The 17,053-nt window shown below is 68.6% G+C and carries 12 protein-coding genes and 1 rRNA gene; 6 read left to right on the top strand and 7 right to left on the bottom strand.

The window, feature by feature from the left end:
- Nucleotides 1–68 precede the first annotated feature (68 nt).
- A complete protein-coding gene (locus ACFU8W_RS34135; protein WP_384045614.1) occupies nt 69–3,017 on the bottom strand; it encodes an ATP-binding protein in 2,949 nt (982 codons plus the stop codon).
- Nucleotides 3,018–4,017: 1,000 nt separating this feature from the next.
- Between ACFU8W_RS34135 and rrf the strand changes: the two genes are divergently transcribed.
- Nucleotides 4,018–4,133: ribosomal RNA gene (gene rrf, locus ACFU8W_RS34130) — 5S ribosomal RNA — on the top strand.
- Nucleotides 4,134–4,186: 53 nt separating this feature from the next.
- Here the strand turns inward: rrf and ACFU8W_RS34125 are convergent.
- The gene (locus ACFU8W_RS34125; RefSeq protein ID WP_384045611.1) at nt 4,187–5,053 is read right to left on the bottom strand and encodes an alpha/beta hydrolase family esterase; all 867 of its coding nucleotides are present in this window, start codon (nt 5,051–5,053) and stop codon (nt 4,187–4,189) included.
- Nucleotides 5,054–5,759: 706 nt separating this feature from the next.
- Here ACFU8W_RS34125 and ACFU8W_RS34120 point away from each other — a divergent pair.
- Together ACFU8W_RS34120 and ACFU8W_RS34115 are read left to right on the top strand one after the other, a co-directional pair.
- Nucleotides 5,760–6,317 (top strand): hypothetical protein, encoded by a 558-nt coding sequence (locus tag ACFU8W_RS34120; protein WP_384045608.1) that lies wholly within the window; start codon nt 5,760–5,762, stop codon nt 6,315–6,317.
- Between the two features lie 1,062 nt (nt 6,318–7,379).
- Nucleotides 7,380–7,640, top strand: a complete 261-nt coding sequence (locus ACFU8W_RS34115) for a hypothetical protein (protein WP_345510935.1) — start codon at nt 7,380–7,382, stop codon at nt 7,638–7,640.
- Nucleotides 7,641–7,770: 130 nt separating this feature from the next.
- On the opposite strand, the gene ACFU8W_RS34110 is transcribed toward ACFU8W_RS34115, so the two are convergent.
- On the bottom strand, nt 7,771–8,565 hold the full coding sequence (locus tag ACFU8W_RS34110) for an SDR family NAD(P)-dependent oxidoreductase (RefSeq protein WP_384045604.1): 795 nt from the start codon (nt 8,563–8,565) through the stop codon (nt 7,771–7,773).
- Nucleotides 8,566–8,633: 68 nt separating this feature from the next.
- Nucleotides 8,634–9,860: a cytochrome P450 gene (locus ACFU8W_RS34105; protein ID WP_384045650.1), complete on the bottom strand. Its 1,227-nt coding sequence runs from the start codon at nt 9,858–9,860 to the stop codon at nt 8,634–8,636.
- A 107-nt stretch (nt 9,861–9,967) separates the two neighbouring features.
- Here ACFU8W_RS34105 and ACFU8W_RS34100 point away from each other — a divergent pair, with 107 nt between their 5' ends.
- The gene (locus ACFU8W_RS34100) at nt 9,968–11,200 is read left to right on the top strand and encodes an FAD-dependent oxidoreductase (RefSeq protein WP_384045601.1); all 1,233 of its coding nucleotides are present in this window, start codon (nt 9,968–9,970) and stop codon (nt 11,198–11,200) included.
- 184 nt (nt 11,201–11,384) lie between these two features.
- Here the strand turns inward: ACFU8W_RS34100 and ACFU8W_RS34095 are convergent, their stop codons facing one another.
- Together ACFU8W_RS34095 and ACFU8W_RS34090 are read right to left on the bottom strand one after the other, a co-directional pair.
- Complete coding sequence (locus tag ACFU8W_RS34095; protein ID WP_384045647.1) at nt 11,385–13,352, bottom strand: ABC transporter ATP-binding protein; 1,968 nt, start codon at nt 13,350–13,352, stop codon at nt 11,385–11,387.
- 441 nt (nt 13,353–13,793) lie between these two features.
- Nucleotides 13,794–14,105, bottom strand: a complete 312-nt coding sequence (locus ACFU8W_RS34090) for a hypothetical protein (RefSeq protein WP_384045599.1) — start codon at nt 14,103–14,105, stop codon at nt 13,794–13,796.
- 588 nt (nt 14,106–14,693) lie between these two features.
- Here ACFU8W_RS34090 and ACFU8W_RS34085 point away from each other — a divergent pair.
- The gene (locus ACFU8W_RS34085; protein WP_384045596.1) at nt 14,694–15,476 is read left to right on the top strand and encodes a hypothetical protein; all 783 of its coding nucleotides are present in this window, start codon (nt 14,694–14,696) and stop codon (nt 15,474–15,476) included.
- A 153-nt stretch (nt 15,477–15,629) separates the two neighbouring features.
- Here ACFU8W_RS34085 and ACFU8W_RS34080 read toward each other — a convergent pair whose 3' ends face one another.
- Entirely contained in the window at nt 15,630–16,166 is a 537-nt protein-coding gene (locus ACFU8W_RS34080; protein ID WP_384045593.1) for a hypothetical protein, read from the bottom strand.
- A 213-nt stretch (nt 16,167–16,379) separates the two neighbouring features.
- Here ACFU8W_RS34080 and ACFU8W_RS34075 point away from each other — a divergent pair, with 213 nt between their 5' ends.
- Nucleotides 16,380–16,916 carry a protein kinase gene (locus tag ACFU8W_RS34075; RefSeq protein WP_384045590.1) on the top strand — a complete coding sequence of 179 codons (537 nt, stop codon included), beginning with the start codon at nt 16,380–16,382 and terminating at the stop codon, nt 16,914–16,916.
- Nucleotides 16,917–17,053 lie beyond the last annotated feature (137 nt).

Here is a 17,053-nt window from a genome sequence, read left to right as displayed (position 1 = left end):
CTGAGTGTTGTTCACGCACCGGCTACCGGACGACTGGGCAGATGACCCAATTTTGCTGCCGTGCCCGCCTAACGGTGCGCGCCGGCCGGGCTGTCGACGACGCCGCCGCCTTCGACGACCTTCACGGCCAGCGCCGTCCGGGACGAGACCTCGAGCTTGCGCATCGCTGCCTCCACGTGCCGTGCGACCGTCTTCGGCGACAGGATGAGGGCACCGGCGATCTCCCGGTTGGTCCGGCCTCCGACGAGCAGCCGGACTACGTCGAGCTCACGGGGAGACAGTTGATCGCCGTAACTTCGTCGTCCACCGCGCCACGACGGGCGCTTCACCCCGACACCGGATGCACGCAGTGTGTGCATGACGCGCTCGGCGTCGCCACGAGCGCCGAGGGTGGACAACCCCTGGAAGGTTTCCGTAAGGAGGGAGAGAGCCGCATCGGACTGGTCCGCACGTAGCAGACAACGGGCCTGTCGCTCACGGCTGAGCAGGGCGTCGTACGGCTGTGGAAGGCCCTGCCACGCGTCGGCCGCACGCGCGAACAGTTCGGCGGCGCTGAGGGGATCGTCCTGATGCTGGGCCAGAATCGCCCTGCAGGTCGACAAGGCGGCGTGCGGCCGAGGTGCGTGCCGATCACGCACTCCCGCTGCGAATGCGTCGACCAAGTCGGCGGCCTCGTCGATGCGGCTGGCCATGAGTAGTGCCTCGGCCCGGACCGGGGCGAGTTCGCTGGCCCAGATCCACGTGCCCTTGCGTTCCAGGAACCGGATCGGCCCGTCGGTCAACTGCAGCACGTCGTCGACCCGCCCGGCGCCGAGCCAGAGCCTGGCCAGGGCGCCGGCAGGTTCGACGGAATGCTCCGCACCGCCATGTCGGTCCGCCTGTTCAAGGACGCGCCGCAGGCACTCGTCCGCTCTGTCCTGGTCGCCGCGGGCCGCATACAGCAAGCCGGTGACCATGGCCGGCGCCAGGCGGCTCACCGGCTGCAGGAGTTCCTCGTCACTGGCCAGCGACAGGGCCCGGTCGGCCAGCCCGTCCCAGGCTCCGGTGAGCCAGTCCAGCTGAGCCAGCGGCACCTGTCCCATCCTGCGGAGCTTCTGGTACTGATACGTGTCGGTCAGTCCTGCGGCCAGCGTGAGTGCCCGCCTCGCCTCCGGGTACCTCCCCCAGATCAGCGCCATGTGCCCGACGTTCTGATGGCCGACCGTGATCTGCTGCCTTTCCGCGGCGGTGGACGCGTCATCGGCGATCAATGCCGCCTCGGCCCACCCCTCCTCCTCACCGAGCAGCAAAAGCCCACTCGTCCGTCCGACCCGGATACTCAGCCGGTCCACCGGCGCGATCGAGACCGGCACCTGCGCCACGCGCCGCAGCCACCTGAGGTGTTCGGCCGCCGGTGTCGTCGTCCCGTACGGCAGGCCGAGAAACATCATTGCCCGAACTGACTTCGCCGGGTCGTGCCCGAGGTCGGGCAGCGTGCGTTCCATCTCGATCCGGGACTGCTCGAACTCCTCCATCTGCTGCAGCAGCCGGGCGATGTGGAAGCGGATCTCCGCCGCCTCGCTCGGCGTCGGCCCGCCGGTGTCCAGCACGAGGCGGAGGGCGTCCATCAGTTCGCGGTAGCGTTCGTGCCCGCTGAGCAGATGGAATGGAATCTTGCCGGTCAGCCGGACCACGTCGGCGGGCGGCAGGTCGGCGTTGGTGAGCAGATCGTGCAGCAGAGTGACCGCCGTCGCATCGTCACCCGAGGCGAGGGCGAGGTCGGCAGACTGTTCCGTGTACCGGCACCACGCCGTCGTGTCGCCGGCCTCCCGGAAGTGGCGTGCGAGCTGGGCGACCGGGGACGGGGTGGTGTCTTCGAGAACGTGTGCGGCACGCAGGTGCATCGCCCGCCGCTGCGGCACAGGAATCGCCTCGTACACCGCGCGGCACGCCAGCATGTGCCGGTACGAGACCAGCCCGCGCTGGTCCTCCCTCAGCAGCCCCGAACCCACTGCCTCCGCCAGGCCTGCCAGCCTGCTCGCCGGATCGCCTTCCGGAGCCATCACCTCGACGACGGCCTCCTCGGGGGCGGGGTTGGCGAGTACGGCGGCCGCGCGCAACGCAGCCTGCGCTGCCGGGCCGAGCCGTGCGCTGCGTTCCAGTACGACGTCCCGCACTGTCGGCGGTACGTCGATCTCACTCAGTCGCTGCCGCACCCAGGAATCACCCCGCCGGGTCATATCGGCATGGTTCCACATCAACCGGACGGACTCCTCGACCGCGAGCGGAAGCCCGTCGGTCCGGTCGTGCAGCATGGTCGCCAACTCGTCGGAAGCCTGTTCCCCACCCAGCATCGAGGACACCATCGCGGCAGTCCCGGAAACATCCAACGGCTCCAACGACAGCCGCAGCCGCGCCGCCCCCGCCGGTTGCCGCGACGACAACCGCAGCAGCAGAGAGTCCGGCGCGATTTCCTCCGGGCGGTAGCTCACCAGCAGACTGACCTGTTGTCGCGGACGTGATGCCAGGAACAGCAGAAACTCCAGGGTGGCCTCATCCGCCCAGTGCACGTCCTCAACCGCGAGCAACCCGATCTCGAGCCGTTCGAGGATCTCCTCGATGGCCCGGAACAGCCGGTGTCGTGCCGCTGCCGCGTCTTCGGCCGGGTCGGGTGTGGGCGGCAACGCCGATGCCCACTCGGGGAACAACGGCCGGAGCGCCCCCGCCAACCCGCTCAGGCCGAGCCGGGCGACGTCCTCGGTCGCCGGTCGGATCGCGTCCACCACCGGCCCGAGCGTAAAAGGCTGTCGAACAGCCGGGCAAGTCGCCAGCAGCACCCGCTGCCGGGCCGGGGCATGCGCCGCGAGTAGCTCTTGGACCAGCCGGCTCTTACCGATCCCGGCCTCGCCCTCGATCAGCACGACCACCGGCGGGTCGGACAACGCCGCTCTCAAGGCGGCGAGTTCGCGCTCGCGTCCGACCAAGCCGGGTGCTGCGCTCGTAGGTAGGTCGCGTGTGTCGGAATCGCTGGTAGACATTCGCCCCACCGTAGGAGACAGACGACGGCATGCCGAACCGTCGTCTTCCGTGAACAATATGATCAGAGGTTACAAGGCGGGGTGGCAGGGGGGTAGGCCACGTTCAAAGGCGTGGTGCAAAAGGCGATCACTGTGGAGTTCCGGGGCTGAGGTTTGTGCTGCCGTCGCCCCCGCCCGGGGGCAGAGACCTCCGTCACTTGCCCCAGCCTCACATCGGTCCGCTCCGCCGCCGTGGCGTTACGGACCGGCGGACGCCGCACCGGTGTCGTGCTCTTGCACCGCATGTGCGCGGTCTTTGACGGCCGGTTTCCCCGCAGGGGCGTCACGTGCTCTGCCGGAGCTCAACAATTGTCACCGGCCGAGCTGACGGAAAAGGCAGGCGGAGCAGCCTGACTCGGCGAACTCCTTGAGCGCCGACGTCGGGTCGGTCAGCAACCGAATAGCACGTGCGGGCTGGCTTTGACCTCCTCTTCTGCCTGAGAGCCGAGGACTCTCCGTAGCGGTTCTCGGCGGCTTGGGGATGAGGAATGACATCGCGATGGCGGCGGGCGAACCAGCCACCCCCAACCGGGATCGGTCTACCAGACGTCCACTACCTCGGCGACCTCAACCTGGCCGAGGAGTTGCCGCAGCCAGGCCATCCTGGGGCACAGTCACTTCGACACGACGATGTCGGTTCACACCCACGCCGCGCTACGGGCGCAGCGCGAGGCCCTTGACAGGGTGGGGCGCTGCTTGCGGCTGATATGAGCGATGCCGGACCGTGAGAAAGGGGCGTTTCAGCCCCGGTGACGGAGGAGGAGAGAGGGTTGGCCAGCAATGATGCTTGTATGGGGGCGACGAGTTGGGTGCCTGCTTGACCCCGGTTATTCGGAGGAATTGGGCGGTCTGACGCCCCGATAGCAGAAAGGTGCCGTTGACCTGCAAGGATGCGAGTGTCTAGGTCGTATCCGCTGCAGAGAGCAAGGCACCTTTCTGGTGGTTGAGAATACAGGGTAGGACCGTCGGCTGTCGGTGAGGGAAACGCCCGGTTACATTCCGAACCCGGAAGCTAAGCCTCACAGCGCCGAAGGTACTGCAGGAGGGGCCCTGTGGGAGAGCAGGACGCCGCCGAACAATCATTGGCCTCAAACCCCGGCCGTGGGCAGGGGGTTGAGGCATTTCTGCGTTCAGTGTCGCTTGTACTTCTTCAGGAACTTCCACACCACGTCGGTCGCGTTGAGTGCGTAGTCGGCATCGTCCGGCCATTCATGGCCCATGCCCTCGATGACGTAGCTGTGCACCCGGCTTCCGTCCGCGCACCTCGACATGATGGCTGTGTATTCGCCCGGCTTGTTCACCCGGTCGGTGGTCACACAGCCCAACCGTTCCCGCCACGTCGCGATGCCGGCCTGGAAGTAGGGGCTCCCCAGATCCTTGGAGCCGACGATCGTGATGACCGGGACCGGCCTGGACGGCACATACCCCGGGTCCTCCGTGAGCGGGCCCGTGTAGCCGCCGCTGACCGGGGCGACGGCGGCGAAGACGCCGGAGCGTTCCACGGCCAGGCGGAACGACATGTCCGCGCCGTTCGAGAAGCCCGTGGCGTAGACCCGGGAGGGGTTGGCGTCCCAGCCGTCGACCAGGCGGCCCACCATCGCGGTGATGAAGCCGACGTCGTCCTCGCTGCCGCAGCAGACCAGGGCGTTGTATCCGCCGTCGAGTCCCTGCGGGTAGGCCACCAGGAAGTTGTGGCTGTCCGCGCGCTTGCTGAAGCCTGTGTAGGCCTCAATGCCCTCCGCGGTGCCCGGGTACCAGTGCATCACCACGACGAGGGGGAGTTTCTTGCCGGGGGTGTAGCCCGGCGGTGTGTGGAGTTTGAAGGTCCGGTCCTTGCCCTGCCAGGTGAGGGAGAGGTTGTGGTCTCCCCCGGTCGCCGCGGGCGCGGTGGCAGCCGCCGCCGGGCCGGCGGCCAGGCCGAGCGCGATGAGCGCCACGCTGATGGCGAGGGCTGACCAGCGCCGTATATGGGGGCGTTGTCGCCTTGTGTTGGTCATGAAGGGAAGGGTGCGGGCGGAAGAGGGACGAGTCCAGACCTTGGGCGGTCACAACCCCGCAGCCCGGCCGACCCCGAGCGGCGAGGACGGCGGGCACATCCGCGGTCCAGACGGCCGGGTCGGCGTCGACCAGGCGGTGCGGCACGATGGCGTAACCGTTGGCGCCGGCATCCTCAGCTGCGGCCAGCGCCGCTGCGGCCGCGAGCGGGCCAGCCGCAGCGGCCAGCTCCAAGGCTTCCTCCTCGTCGACCGCGACGGTGTGCCTGACCGGCAACAGACCGGGCGCGGAGCGCGGGTCGTGAGGTTCCCCGAGGTGCGAGGAGTGCTGACAGCAGGTCGAGGTCTGGAGCGCGCCGGACGGCCAGAAGGGCGAGGCGGCCGTCTCGGCCGGCTCCACCCTGGCCGGCGCCTGGGCGGGTGCCGAGGTCGGCGCGGCGGCCGGTGCGGTAATCGGGTCGATCATCCCGGGCGCCGGAACCGCGGTCGGAGGAGTCGTCGGAGGCGTGGTCGGCGGTATCGCCGGGAGCTCTCTCGGCAGTAAGGCAGGTGATTTCTTCAACAGCCTATGGTGACGCACACCGGTAGTTCCCGGTAACGCACCAGCCGATATCCTGGCCTCCGCGTTCTCTTGGACCGCGGAGGCCAGGCCCCTGTCAGGTCACTTCATTCACGGCCCCTTTCCGGGGCCTTCCGAGGCAGCAGCGTCATGAACGAGCACGACATCCCCGGCCCCGTCTGGTTCGAGCCCGACCCGGAGCTGGAGGCCACCGAGGGGGGTCTCCGCTTTCTCGCCGCTCTCCGTGAGCGGGCGGAGTCCGGCGCGTGGTCCTGCGATCTTGACGACACTTTCGCGAGCTTCGCGGTCTTCGAGAACCGCACCGAACTCATGGTCACCCTGGAGCTCTACGATCCCGATTCCGATCCGGAAGCACACATTCTCACCGTGGGCGCGTTCTTCACCGGCTCCCGTCTCGTCGGAGGCGAATTCCGTGATCAGCTGTACACGCTGGAGCGGAACCCGGAAACGGCGATCGAGAGTTCTGGAACGCCCGAATTCCTCGCGGAGCGCGCGGCGGAGTGGTTCACCCGCATGCTCGAACTTCCCGTCCTGCGGAACGAGTTCGAGGCCGGTGGCCGGGTCGTGAACCGGCAGTGGGTGCTGGCCGGCACGGGTCGGGAACTGACCTCCCAGTTCCGCGTGCAGCCGGGTGACCCACTGGCCCGTACGGTCCCGGTCGGGGGCGGCCGCGCGGCAAGGGCATAGTGGCGGCAACGCTTTCAGAGATACAAGCCCTGTTGGCCCTGGGTATGTCGGAGGAATTGGGTGGTCTGACGCCCCGATAGCAGAAAGGTGCCGTTGACCTGTAAGGATGCGAGTGTCTAGGTCGTATCCGCTGCAGAGAGCAAGGCACCTTTCTGGTGGTCGAGAATAGAGGGTGGGACCGTCGGCTGTCGGTGGTGGCTGACGGGAAGAGGCTGATCGGGCATGCGGGAGCGGTGCTGTTGCGCCGGTGTGCGGACCGCACGGGGCTGACGGGCGCGCTGGCCGGGGTACTGCCATCCAGCACAGCAGCTGGCTGGCCGACGCGGCGTTCGGCAATGTGGAGATGCGCCGATGAAGCAGTGCGCCAAGCGGGCTGGTGCGGACGCGAGAACTCCCGGATATGTCCGACCCTTTCAAGGATGCTGCCGATGTCGGCAATACGGAGGAAAGGCAAGGTATTTGATTGCCGATACAACGGGGTATGCCCCTGGCGCAAGGGCGCAACCGTACCTCGTCGCGAACGAGCTCGACCGCGAGCTGTTCAACATTACCGAGCTCGTCCGACGGGACGTCAACTATCCGGCAAAGCAGGCCATTCGCGTAGCCGCTCGGCCGACCCGCAGTTATGTCCGGCACAGCGGGCCGGCCGTGTACTCCCGCGCGGGCGGTTTGCCGTGCCGCCGACGGATCGTGGCTGACCGTCGTCCGGCGCGGAACGGACAGCTGGCACTTCTGGGTCACCGCAGCCGAGTTGCTGCACACGCAGGAGCACGCGCACGCACCACAGCTGGCCGAGGCGATGCCTCGGCAGCGCGGACGGCCCGACCCATGACCGGACCGGACCCCGGGTCAGCCGCCTGCAGCGTCGAAGCGGAGGGCTGCGACGAGGTGTTGGGGTCGTTGTGAGGATGTTCCTGGGTGTCGTCCGTGCTCGACGGATCGCCTCCGACCTCGCTATGCACCACCTCTGCGAGCAGATAGGCGGTCAGGTCGTATTTCTTCGCTGCATTCCACCCTCTGAAATCCACCCTCCGCCGCACGCCCGCTGGAAGGATTCCGGCCATGACTGACAGCGCCCCGGGCCAGCAGGCCCGCGAATTGCTCACCAAGGCATCCCAGCACCCGATCGCCAGCCCCCAGCGCGACGCCCTGGTGGCCGAAGCCGCCGTGTGGGCACAGTTGGAGCACGCAGCCAGCATGGACAAGTACACGGCCGCAGCAGTCGATGTCGAGTCCGCGCTGGCCTCCCTCGCCGTCCCTGTGCAGAAACTCGGTAGCGAGGTCGGTGACCTGTCCGAACGCATCAAGCTCGGCCAGAAGTGATTGCTCACGCCTCCGGCCGCGGGGCAGCTCTCTTCCCCGCGGCCCGCACAGCGACGCCTCGGCCATGTTGGCGCACACCATCACAGCGAGGTGGCCGTACAGCTGTGGTTCTCCTCGCGTCCGTGACGTGTCAGGGGAGGATTGAGTCGACGTATCCACCGTCCGCACGCACGGCCCCGCCGGTCGTGGCGGAGGCGAGGTGCGAGCTGAGATACACCGCCATGTTTGCAATCTCTTCCGGCTCGATCAGCCTCTGCAGCAGTGACTGGGGCCGGTGCTTGACCATGAACTCCCGCTGCGCTTCGTCCCAGGGAAGGCTGCGGTCGACGAGTTCGTACACGAAATCCTCGACGCCGCCGGTGTGAGTCGGCCCGGCGATGATCGAGTTGACGGTCACCCCGGTGCCAGCGGCATCCTTGGCGAAGCCCCGCGTGACAGCGAGCAGGGCAGTCTTCGAAACGCCGTAGTGGATCATCTCCACCGGGGTGACCACGGCCGAGTCGCTCGCGATGTTCAGGATCCGTCCCCAGGAGCGATCCTTCATGGCGGGGAGGTATGCGCGGATCATTCTGACGGCGGACAGGACATTCACGTCGAAGTACTGGCGCCATGCCTCGTCGCTGATCTCCAGGGGAGGGGTCGCTCCGAAGATGCCCAGATTGTTCACAAGGACGTCGACGTCCGGGGCTGCCTCGGTGACATGCCGGGCGCCGTCGTCGATGGTGATGTCGCCGGGCGCGGCGATGAAGGAGTCACGGTCCGTCTCCTGCCGCAGTTTCTCGATGGCTTCCTCCACGGATTGTCGGCGGCGTCCGTTGACCGCTACGTGGGCGCCGGCACGGGCCAGTCCCGCGGCAACGGCAAAACCGATTCCTTGCGTGGATCCGGTGACGAGTGCGGTCTTGCCGGTGAGGTCGATGAGCACGGTTTCTCCTCGTACACGTGGACGAGAGCTTGTACAGCGGGGTGCCGTCGGCGGCAGCTTTCGCTTGTTCAGTTCGGGTTGCCCGACGTGAAGGTGACGGGCAGCCGCTCGGGCCCGCGCAGTCCGCCCGGCCGCCACCGCAGCTCGCCGGGCGGCACGGCCAGGGTGAGGTGGGGAAGGCGGCGCAGGGCGGTTCCGATGGCGATCTGGCCCTCGAGCCGGGCCAGCGGTGCCCCCAGGCAGTAGTGGATGCCGTGTCCGAACGCGAGGTGAGCATTGTCCTGTCGGGTGATGTCCAGGCGATCGGGTTCGGAGAACCGTGCCGGGTCGCGGTCGGCGATGGCGGAGGCGATCAGCACGGTCGCGCCGCGCGGGATGGTCACGCCCGCGATGGAGACGTCCTCGCGCGCGAACCGGGCGATCCCGGGGCTGACCGGTCCGTCGTAGCGAAGGAACTCCTCGATCGCGCCCGGCAGAAGCGCCGGATCTTTCCGCAGCATCTGAAGCTGGTCGGGGTGGGCGAGCAGCGCGGCGATGCCGCTGCCGATCAGGTTGACCGTGGTGATGTATCCGGCCACCAGCAGCAGGAAGGCCATGGCGATCAGCTCGTCCTCGTCCAGCCGGTTCTCCTCGTCCCGGGTGGCGATCAGCGCACTGAGCAGGTCGTTCCCGGGCCGGGCTCGTTTGGCCTCCAGGAGCCTGATCAGGTACGAGTGCATCTGCCGCCACGCCGCGTCCATCCGGGCCGGGTCCGGCGGCTCCGCCCCTTGCAGGATCATGTCGTCGGTCCACCGCTGGAAGTCGTGGCGGTCGTCCACGGGCACCCCGAGCAATTCGCTGATCACCGTGACCGGAAGCGGCAGTGCGAAGTCCTCGACGAGGTCGGCGTGGCCGACCGGCACGATCGCGTCGAGCAGTCGGTCGGTGATGGCCTGGACACGAGGCCGCAGCTCGGCCACCCTGCGCGCTGTGAACGCATTGGAGACCAGGCGGCGCAGGCGGGTGTGGTCGGGCGGGTCGGAGCGGAGCATGTTGCGCAGTACGGACTCGCGTTCGGTCGCGGGCAGCCGCTGCAGGAGGCGCGGATCCGACGCGTCACGGACGTCGCTGCTCAACCGGGGGTCGGACAGTGCCACGATGCCGTCCTCGTAGCGCGTGACCAGCCAGGCTTCCAGGCCGCCGGCGATGACGGCGCGCCGTACCGGGCCGTCCTCGCGCAGCTGTCGGTAGAGCGGGTAGGGGTCCGCCACGAAGGCCGGGTCGGCGTAGGGCAGAAGGACCGGCTGCTGGCTCATCATGCCTCCCAGAAGGATCCGCGAATCTTCACGGCAGATTTGCAGGGTTTGATGGTATATGTCCCGGTGTGATGGATGCCGGGATTTCACCGAGGGCAGGGGCTGCGATGGAACGGACCACGTGCTGTGTTGTGGGCGGCGGCCCCGCCGGAATGGTCCTCGGCCTGTTGCTGGCCCGGGCCGGAGTGGCGGTCACGGTCCTGGAGAAGCACGGCGACTTCCTGCGCGACTTCCGTGGCGACACGGTGCATCCGTCCACCCTGGCGCTGCTGGACGACCTCGGCCTGGCGGAGCGGTTTGCCCGTCTGCCGCAGCGGCGGGTGACGACGGTCCAGTTGCCGCTCGGCCCTGACCGTTCGCTGGTGACCGTCGGAGACATCGGCGCGCTGCGGGGGCCCTACAACTACGTGGCGATGGTGCCGCAGTGGGACCTGCTCGACCTCCTCGCGGACGAGGCCGCTGGAGAGCCGTCGTTCTCCGTGCGGATGAGCACCGAGGCGACCTCCTTCCTGGTGGAGCGCGGACGGGTCACGGGGGTGCGGTACCGCACCCCCGACGGCCGTACCGGCGAACTGCGGGCCACCCTCACGGTGGCCTGCGACGGCCGGGGCTCGCTGGCCCGGTCTCGGCCCGAACTGGGCCTGCGGAGATTCACCTGCCCGATGGACGCCTGGTGGTTCCGACTGCCACGGCGCGAAGGCGATCCGCACGGGCTCGTGGGAGGCGTCGGCGACCGGTTCCTCACCGCCATGATCGACCGTGGGGACTACTGGCAGTGCGCGGCGCTGATCCCCAAGGGGACCGATGCCGAGCGCCGTGCCGCCGGTCTTGAGCGGTTCATGTCCGACTTCTCGGCCGCCGTCCCCTGGCTCGGGGACCGGGTGCACGGGCTGCGGTCGTGGGACGAGGTGAAGATGCTCGACGTACGGCTCGACCGCCTCCGGCGCTGGCACCGCCCGGGACTGCTGTGCATCGGTGACGCGGCGCACGCGATGTCGCCGGTCTTCGGTATCGGCATCAACCTTGCTGTCGAAGACGCCGTCGCCACCGCCCGGTATCTCGTCGAGCCGCTGCGCAGGGGTACGGTCGGCCTGGGGGACGTACGCGCCGTACAGCGCCGCCGGTGGCCGACCACAGCCGTGACGCAGGCGCTGCAGCGATTCGCCCACGCGCGGGTCATCGCACCCGTACTGGAGGGACGCCCGCCCCTCGGTAACGCCAAGCGGTCACAGCGGATGACCGAACTGTTGACCACCTCGCGGTGGCTCAAGCGAGTGCCGGCGTACTTCATCGCCTACGGGGCGGTACGCGAGCGTCCACCCACCGCGTCCATGCGATGAGCCCCTGCTCCTGACCTGACCTGACCTGACCTGACCTGACCTGGCCCGGCCCGGTCCTCGCCTCTGGTCGGCGCCGATGAGCTCGTCGGTCAGCCGGTTCCGCACCACGGAGGGAGCCCCGGCCCGAGCGGACGTGGCGAGGTGCGGGAGCTCGGAGGCACGACCGTCCTTTCGGTCTGCGGGGTCAGGAGCGGTCCGGGACGGGCGGGGTGCTGGGGTTCGGAACCCGGGCGCGGGAATCCGGTGCGTACTGGGCGGCCTGAGTGCGGAACATGGCTGCGTACCGTCCGTCTGCGGCGATCAGTTCATCGTGGGTGCCGTGTTCGCTCAGGCGTCCCTGGGTGAGGACGTAGATGGTGTCGGCGTGGCGGACACCGGACATGCGGTGAGTGACCAGGACCACGGCCCGGTGTGGCCCGGCGAGTTGACGGATGCGGTCGAAGGCGGCGATCTCCGCTTCGGGGTCGAGCGCGGAGGTGGGTTCGTCGACGATCAGGACGCTGTCCGCCGGGCACGTGGAGCTGCGCCAGTGTGTACGGGCGAGCCCGATTTTCTGCCACTCGCCTCCGGAGAGCTCCGAGGCGCCGCGGAACATCCGGGCCAGCAGGCTCCGTAGACCATGGGGCAGTTTCGCGATGACCGGGGAGGCGCCGGCGTAGTCGACGGAGGGCTCCAGTTCCTCGTGCTCGGCATCATGGTCGGGGCGGCCGATGCGGATGTTCAGGGCGGCTGTCACCGGCCAGCGCTGGAAATCCTGCGTCAGCAGTGCGACGCGGTCGAACACCTGTGAGCGGTCCAGGCCGGTCAGTTCGGATCCGCCCCAGCGCACCGTGCCGCTCTGCGGCAGCAGCAGACCCGCCAGAACCTTCATCAGGGTGCTCTTGCCCGATCCGTTTTCGCCCACCACTGCGGTCACCGACCCCATGGGGAGAGTGATCGAAACCCCGTCCAGGGCCGGAGCGTCGCGGTCCGGGTAGCGGTAGGTGACCTTGTCGAGGACGACCTGTTCGACCTGGTGCGGCACGGGTTCCCCGCCCGAGGGGATGGCTCGTCCTGCGGCCTCGGCCAGGAACCTGTCGTGGTCCTGGACATAAAGACTCTCCTCGTGCAGCTGGTTGACGTTCATGACCAGCGCGCCCAGGCTCGCGGAGCCGGAGCGTACGGCGATCACGGCGGTGCCGGCCACGGCAAGACTCATGTGCCCGGCCGTGATCAGCCAGAACATCACCCCGTACGTGCCGGCCATGGCCAGACCGGACAGGGCAGCGGCCACCAGCTCGGTCAGGGCCTTGCCGTTGGCGAGCCGCTTCTGCTCGGCCTCGGCGCTCTGGGCCATCCCCTTGTACTTGTCCAACAAAAACGGGCCGACCGAGTGGATCCGCACTTCCTGGGCCGCGCTGCGCTCGGTGAGGAGGTTGCCGATCAGGCGGCTGGCGCGCACATGCTCGACCCAGGTCATCACCGACACATAGCGCTCCTGCGCCACCCGCATGGCTCCCCAGCCGCGCGGTGCCGCGATCAGCAGCAGCATGGGCAGCAGCGCGGGGTGCAGGACGGTCAGGACGCTTGCTGTGGCGATCAGAGAGATCGTTCCGTTCAGTGCGGCGACGCAGGCGCTGATCATGCGTCGGGCCGAGGCGGCACCGTACTGCGCGACATCGATCAGGCGCCGGAACTCCGGGTCCTCGATGGCCTCCAGCTCGACCGCGGTGGCTGCGGCCAGGTACTCGGTGGTCGCGATCCGTTCCACCAGGGGCTCCAGGCGCCCGGCCCGTGAAGTGGACCAGCCGGCGAGGCCGACGTTCACCACCGCGACGACCGCGCCGGCGATCAACGCGGGAAGGGCGCCGTACAGGCGGTCGACAGGCGTGCCGCTGCCGAGCAGGGCATGCATCACGGCGTTGACCGCAAGCAGGCTGACGGCTGCCGCGATGCCCTGGCCGATCTCACTGACCCCGACCGCCAGCAGTGCGGGCCGATCGGCGGACCAGGCCCTGCGCAGGGTTCCGCCGACCAGCCGGGGCATGGCACGAATGGCCGAGAGCATGTTCAAGTCGAGCCGCGCACGTTCATGTTCGGCCCAGCCCATGTCGTAGCGCAGGGGCCCGCCGAACAGCTCGTGCTCGGCTGCGGAGACTGTCGGCTCAACCATCCGCACCCGGCGCAGATACCGCTTCACGATGCGCCTCCCCGGGTGGGGACAGGCCAGTGCGGGGCCAGGTACGTGCGCCCCGCGGCGAGAAAACGGCAGATCGCCACGGTGTGGGGCCGGCAGACCTGCGATGGCTTGTCCACGGCGAGTTGTCCCGGCGCAGGGTCGGAACCGCCGGCTCTGCGGACGGACAGGACACGTCCGTGCGAGCGGAACTGTAACCGGACAGCATCTGCCAACAAACGGTAACGATCGTCGGTCACGCGAAGGTCCCCCTCTTCTGCCACTCCACCGTGGGCCAGCCTCGCGCGGTCACGGCCTCGCCGCCATACCGCGGTCCGTAGGGCCGGAGCGCCGGCTGCATCCCCCGCTGCGAACCAGACCGATGGAGCGTCGGTCAACACACCCGGAACACGAAGGCCCGCCCACAGTCGCAATGCCTCAGAATCCCGCCATCGACTTGTCGAGCATTCCTCCCACCGCACCGTAAACGCAGCACCGGACGGAGTGCCCTGCCTTGCGGCGGAGGGCGACCCCCACGACGAAGGAGAACGTGAAAAGCCCAGCAAGGACTACTGCTACCACCGGGTTGTAGACGAAGTAGACGAAGCACGCGACGCCGACCCAGACCAGGATCGGTAGGAGAGAGCCGCGCAGAACCTTCCAGAACGTGATCCGTACCGTCCCAGGCGGCAGCACACGTGCATTCCATACCTCGATGTGGTTCCTGGTCACGCAATGCTCAAGGCGCATGGAGTCATCAGATCACCACCAGGACGGGTTCGAGCTCGACTTCGGCACCCTCTTCGAATTCGGGCTCGCGCGAATGCCGGACGGCGTCGAGTCACTCCTCGATCGGCTTCCAGGGGAGTCTTCGCGGTGGAGCCTCCGACTTGTCGGTGCCACGGCCTGTGGGGTCGCGATGCCTGGCAGGACAAGGCTTGCTGCGACGACGTGTCCGGTAGGTGACACGCATCAAGAACCGGATGCGTGCGCTTCTCGTACCCGGATGCACCCCTCCAGGCTGTCCGTCGGAACAAGGACCGATCCGTGCTTCGAGCAGGTCCGGCCCTGGCTTCTGCCGTCGCCCTCTGCCGCGGCAGATCGGACGCTGACCGACACTCAGAGCGCTGAGCCACAAGGCAAGTGACAGTCATTCAGATAGAGATCGGCGTGACTACTTCTCAAATAGGCGCAGCTCTACGCGTAAATGGCGCAAATTCACCCGATCGGCCGTTGGTGTCACACTTTCGATGCGTCCGATATGACAGATAAAAACACTATTCAGTACGTTTGCCACGCATCGGCTACAGCCGATGTCTCTGAGACAGGAGAAGCGATATGACCACGCGTACTGTCGTCGTGACCGCCGCCGCTGTCGGCGCCGCGGCCCTGGCGGCAACCGGTATCAACTACGCCACGGCCGCGGACACCCCCGCAGCCGCGCCCGTTGTCCAGCAACAGGCCGCCGCTCCCGGCGTGCCTTCGCAGGACGGCGGCGGCGCCGGGGAGAAGGGCAAGAGCAACGGAGGTGGCGGCAACGGCATCGGCAACGGTGGCGGCAACGGCAACGGCATCGGCAACGGCAACGGTGGCGGCTACGGCGGCAACGGCAACGGTGGCGGCTACGGCGGCAACGGTGGCGGTGGCGGTGGCGGCTACGGCGGTGGCGGTGGCTACGGCGGTGGCGGCGGCTACGGCGGCGGCGGTGGTGGCGGCTACGGCGGTGGCGGTGGTGGCTACGGCGGTGGCGGTGGCGGCAAGGGTGGCGGCGGCTACGGCGGTGGCGGTGGTGGCGGCTACGGTGGCGGCGGCTACGGCGGCGACTACGACAAGGGAAGGATTTTCTTCAACGAGCGGTCCTACTCCGCCCACTCCGACGGCTGCATCACCGTGGTGAGCGGTCTGGGCTCCAGGACTCTCAACGTCCGCAACGACAGCCGCCGGACCGTTGAGGTCTTCCGCGGCGCAACCTGTGACAACGGCTCTCCTGTTGCCACAGTCGGCCCCTGGAGCACCAGCAACGGTGTCACGCCGCACTTCGTCCGCGGCGGCGTGTGGGTCAAGAACGGTGTCGTGGGTAGCTTCCGAGTGATCAAGGACTTCCACAACGACAAGTGGTAACAGCAACGCCCGCACAGCATGGAAACCCTGGCCCGCCGGAATCGGGCCAGGGTTTCCGGCATTCGATTCGCGGTGCGCATCGGGTCGGCGTCGCGGAAGCCGCAGGGCGCGCGGCCGCGTACGGGGTGGACGACCGGTATGCAGGCTTCGTGGTTACCTTGGCTCGGGTGAGCTTCTGGCCGGGGCGATCTCGAGGAGGCCAAGCAGTGTCTCGCGGTGGAGGTCTGCGATCGGGCTGACAAGGTCCGGGTGCCGCAACAGCGGCGCCGCACGGTGATCGCGAGCGCTGGGAATTGTCAGCCGACGCGCATCGCCCACACTGCCCGCGCCGTGGTGGGTTGCAGCCAGGCAGGCCGCTGCCACGGTCGCGAGATCGGTGTCGGCCAGCAGGCAGGCCGCCCAGCTGACAACGGTTTCGTCCACCCAGGTGCGCCAGGCGTATTCGGTGCTGTCCAGCGGGTGGGCATCGGTGCCGGTGACGGCGTCCAGCCGGTCGGAGCCACCCGGGCCGAGCAGGTTCAGGAGTTCGGCGTCCAGCTCGGTGGGGTAGCGGAGGGCGGCGGCGATCGTAGCCGCCTGCCATGCCTGGGCTTCGGCCAGGGCGTCGTTCAGCGGGCCAGGTGCCGGCGGGAATGCCGACAGCAGCCAGCGAGCGGCGGCAGCTATGACTGGCGAGAGATCACTGGGCATGGTGAACCGTCCTTCACACGTGCCCGCCGTGGTTGTGTTGCCTGTGCGAGATCCGGTCGCGAGCACTTGCGAGCCCGGGGCGCGCGTGGCAGGTAACCGTAGGACGGCCGCCTGCGCGGCAACAGGACGTACGTCACAGCCGGGGCGACCGGCTGGGCGATCCAGGGCGAGCGGTGAGTCGGTCTCGGGTGGAGCCGGTTCCAGGCCCGGGCGGTGGCGGCCCCGGACAACAGGCTCCCGTGGCGGTGCCGCCCGGCGCAGGACGCGTTCCGGGCGCATCGGGCCCAGTACCCGCACGCGCTGTGGCTGCTGCTGCGCGCGGCGGCGGGCCTGGCGTCGGTGCATGCGCTGGACATGGTGCACCGGGACCTCAAGCCGTCCGACGTCATGCTGACTCTCGACGGTCTCACCCTCATCGACTTCGGCGTCGCCCGGGCCGCCGAACAGAGCCGGCTGACCAGGACCGGCATGGCCGTGGGCACGCCCGCCTGCATGGCGTCCGAACAGGCCTCGGGTCCAAGGCGGTTGAGCGGCGCCACCGACGTGTTCGCGCTGGGCTCGGTACTCGCGTACGTGGCGTGCGGCCGGCCGCCCTTCGGCGAGGAGTCGGGGCACGGTGTGCTGTACCGCATCGTCCCCGAAGAGCCAGACCTGGAGCCGGACCTCGCCCGAGGTCGTCGCGGCCTGCCCGGACAAGGACCCCGAGGGGCGCGCCACCGCCGTCGAACTCCTCGATCGCGCCAAGCCTGAGCCGGAGGGGGACCCCCAACCGGAGCCGAGGCCCGACGCCGTCGACGGCGGGTGGGAGTCCGTCGGGTACGGCGTCACCGGCGAAGTCGCCGGCCAAGGGCAAGGCTGAGGAGGACGACGAGAACCAGTGCGCTGCC

Origin of the sequence: Streptomyces sp. NPDC057565, assembly GCF_042801455.1 — a bacterium.
In the GTDB taxonomy this organism is placed as follows: domain Bacteria; phylum Actinomycetota; class Actinomycetes; order Streptomycetales; family Streptomycetaceae; genus Streptomyces; species Streptomyces yanii.
Note: the sequence above shows the minus strand (reverse complement) of the source record. Positions and strands in the feature narration are given on the sequence as shown.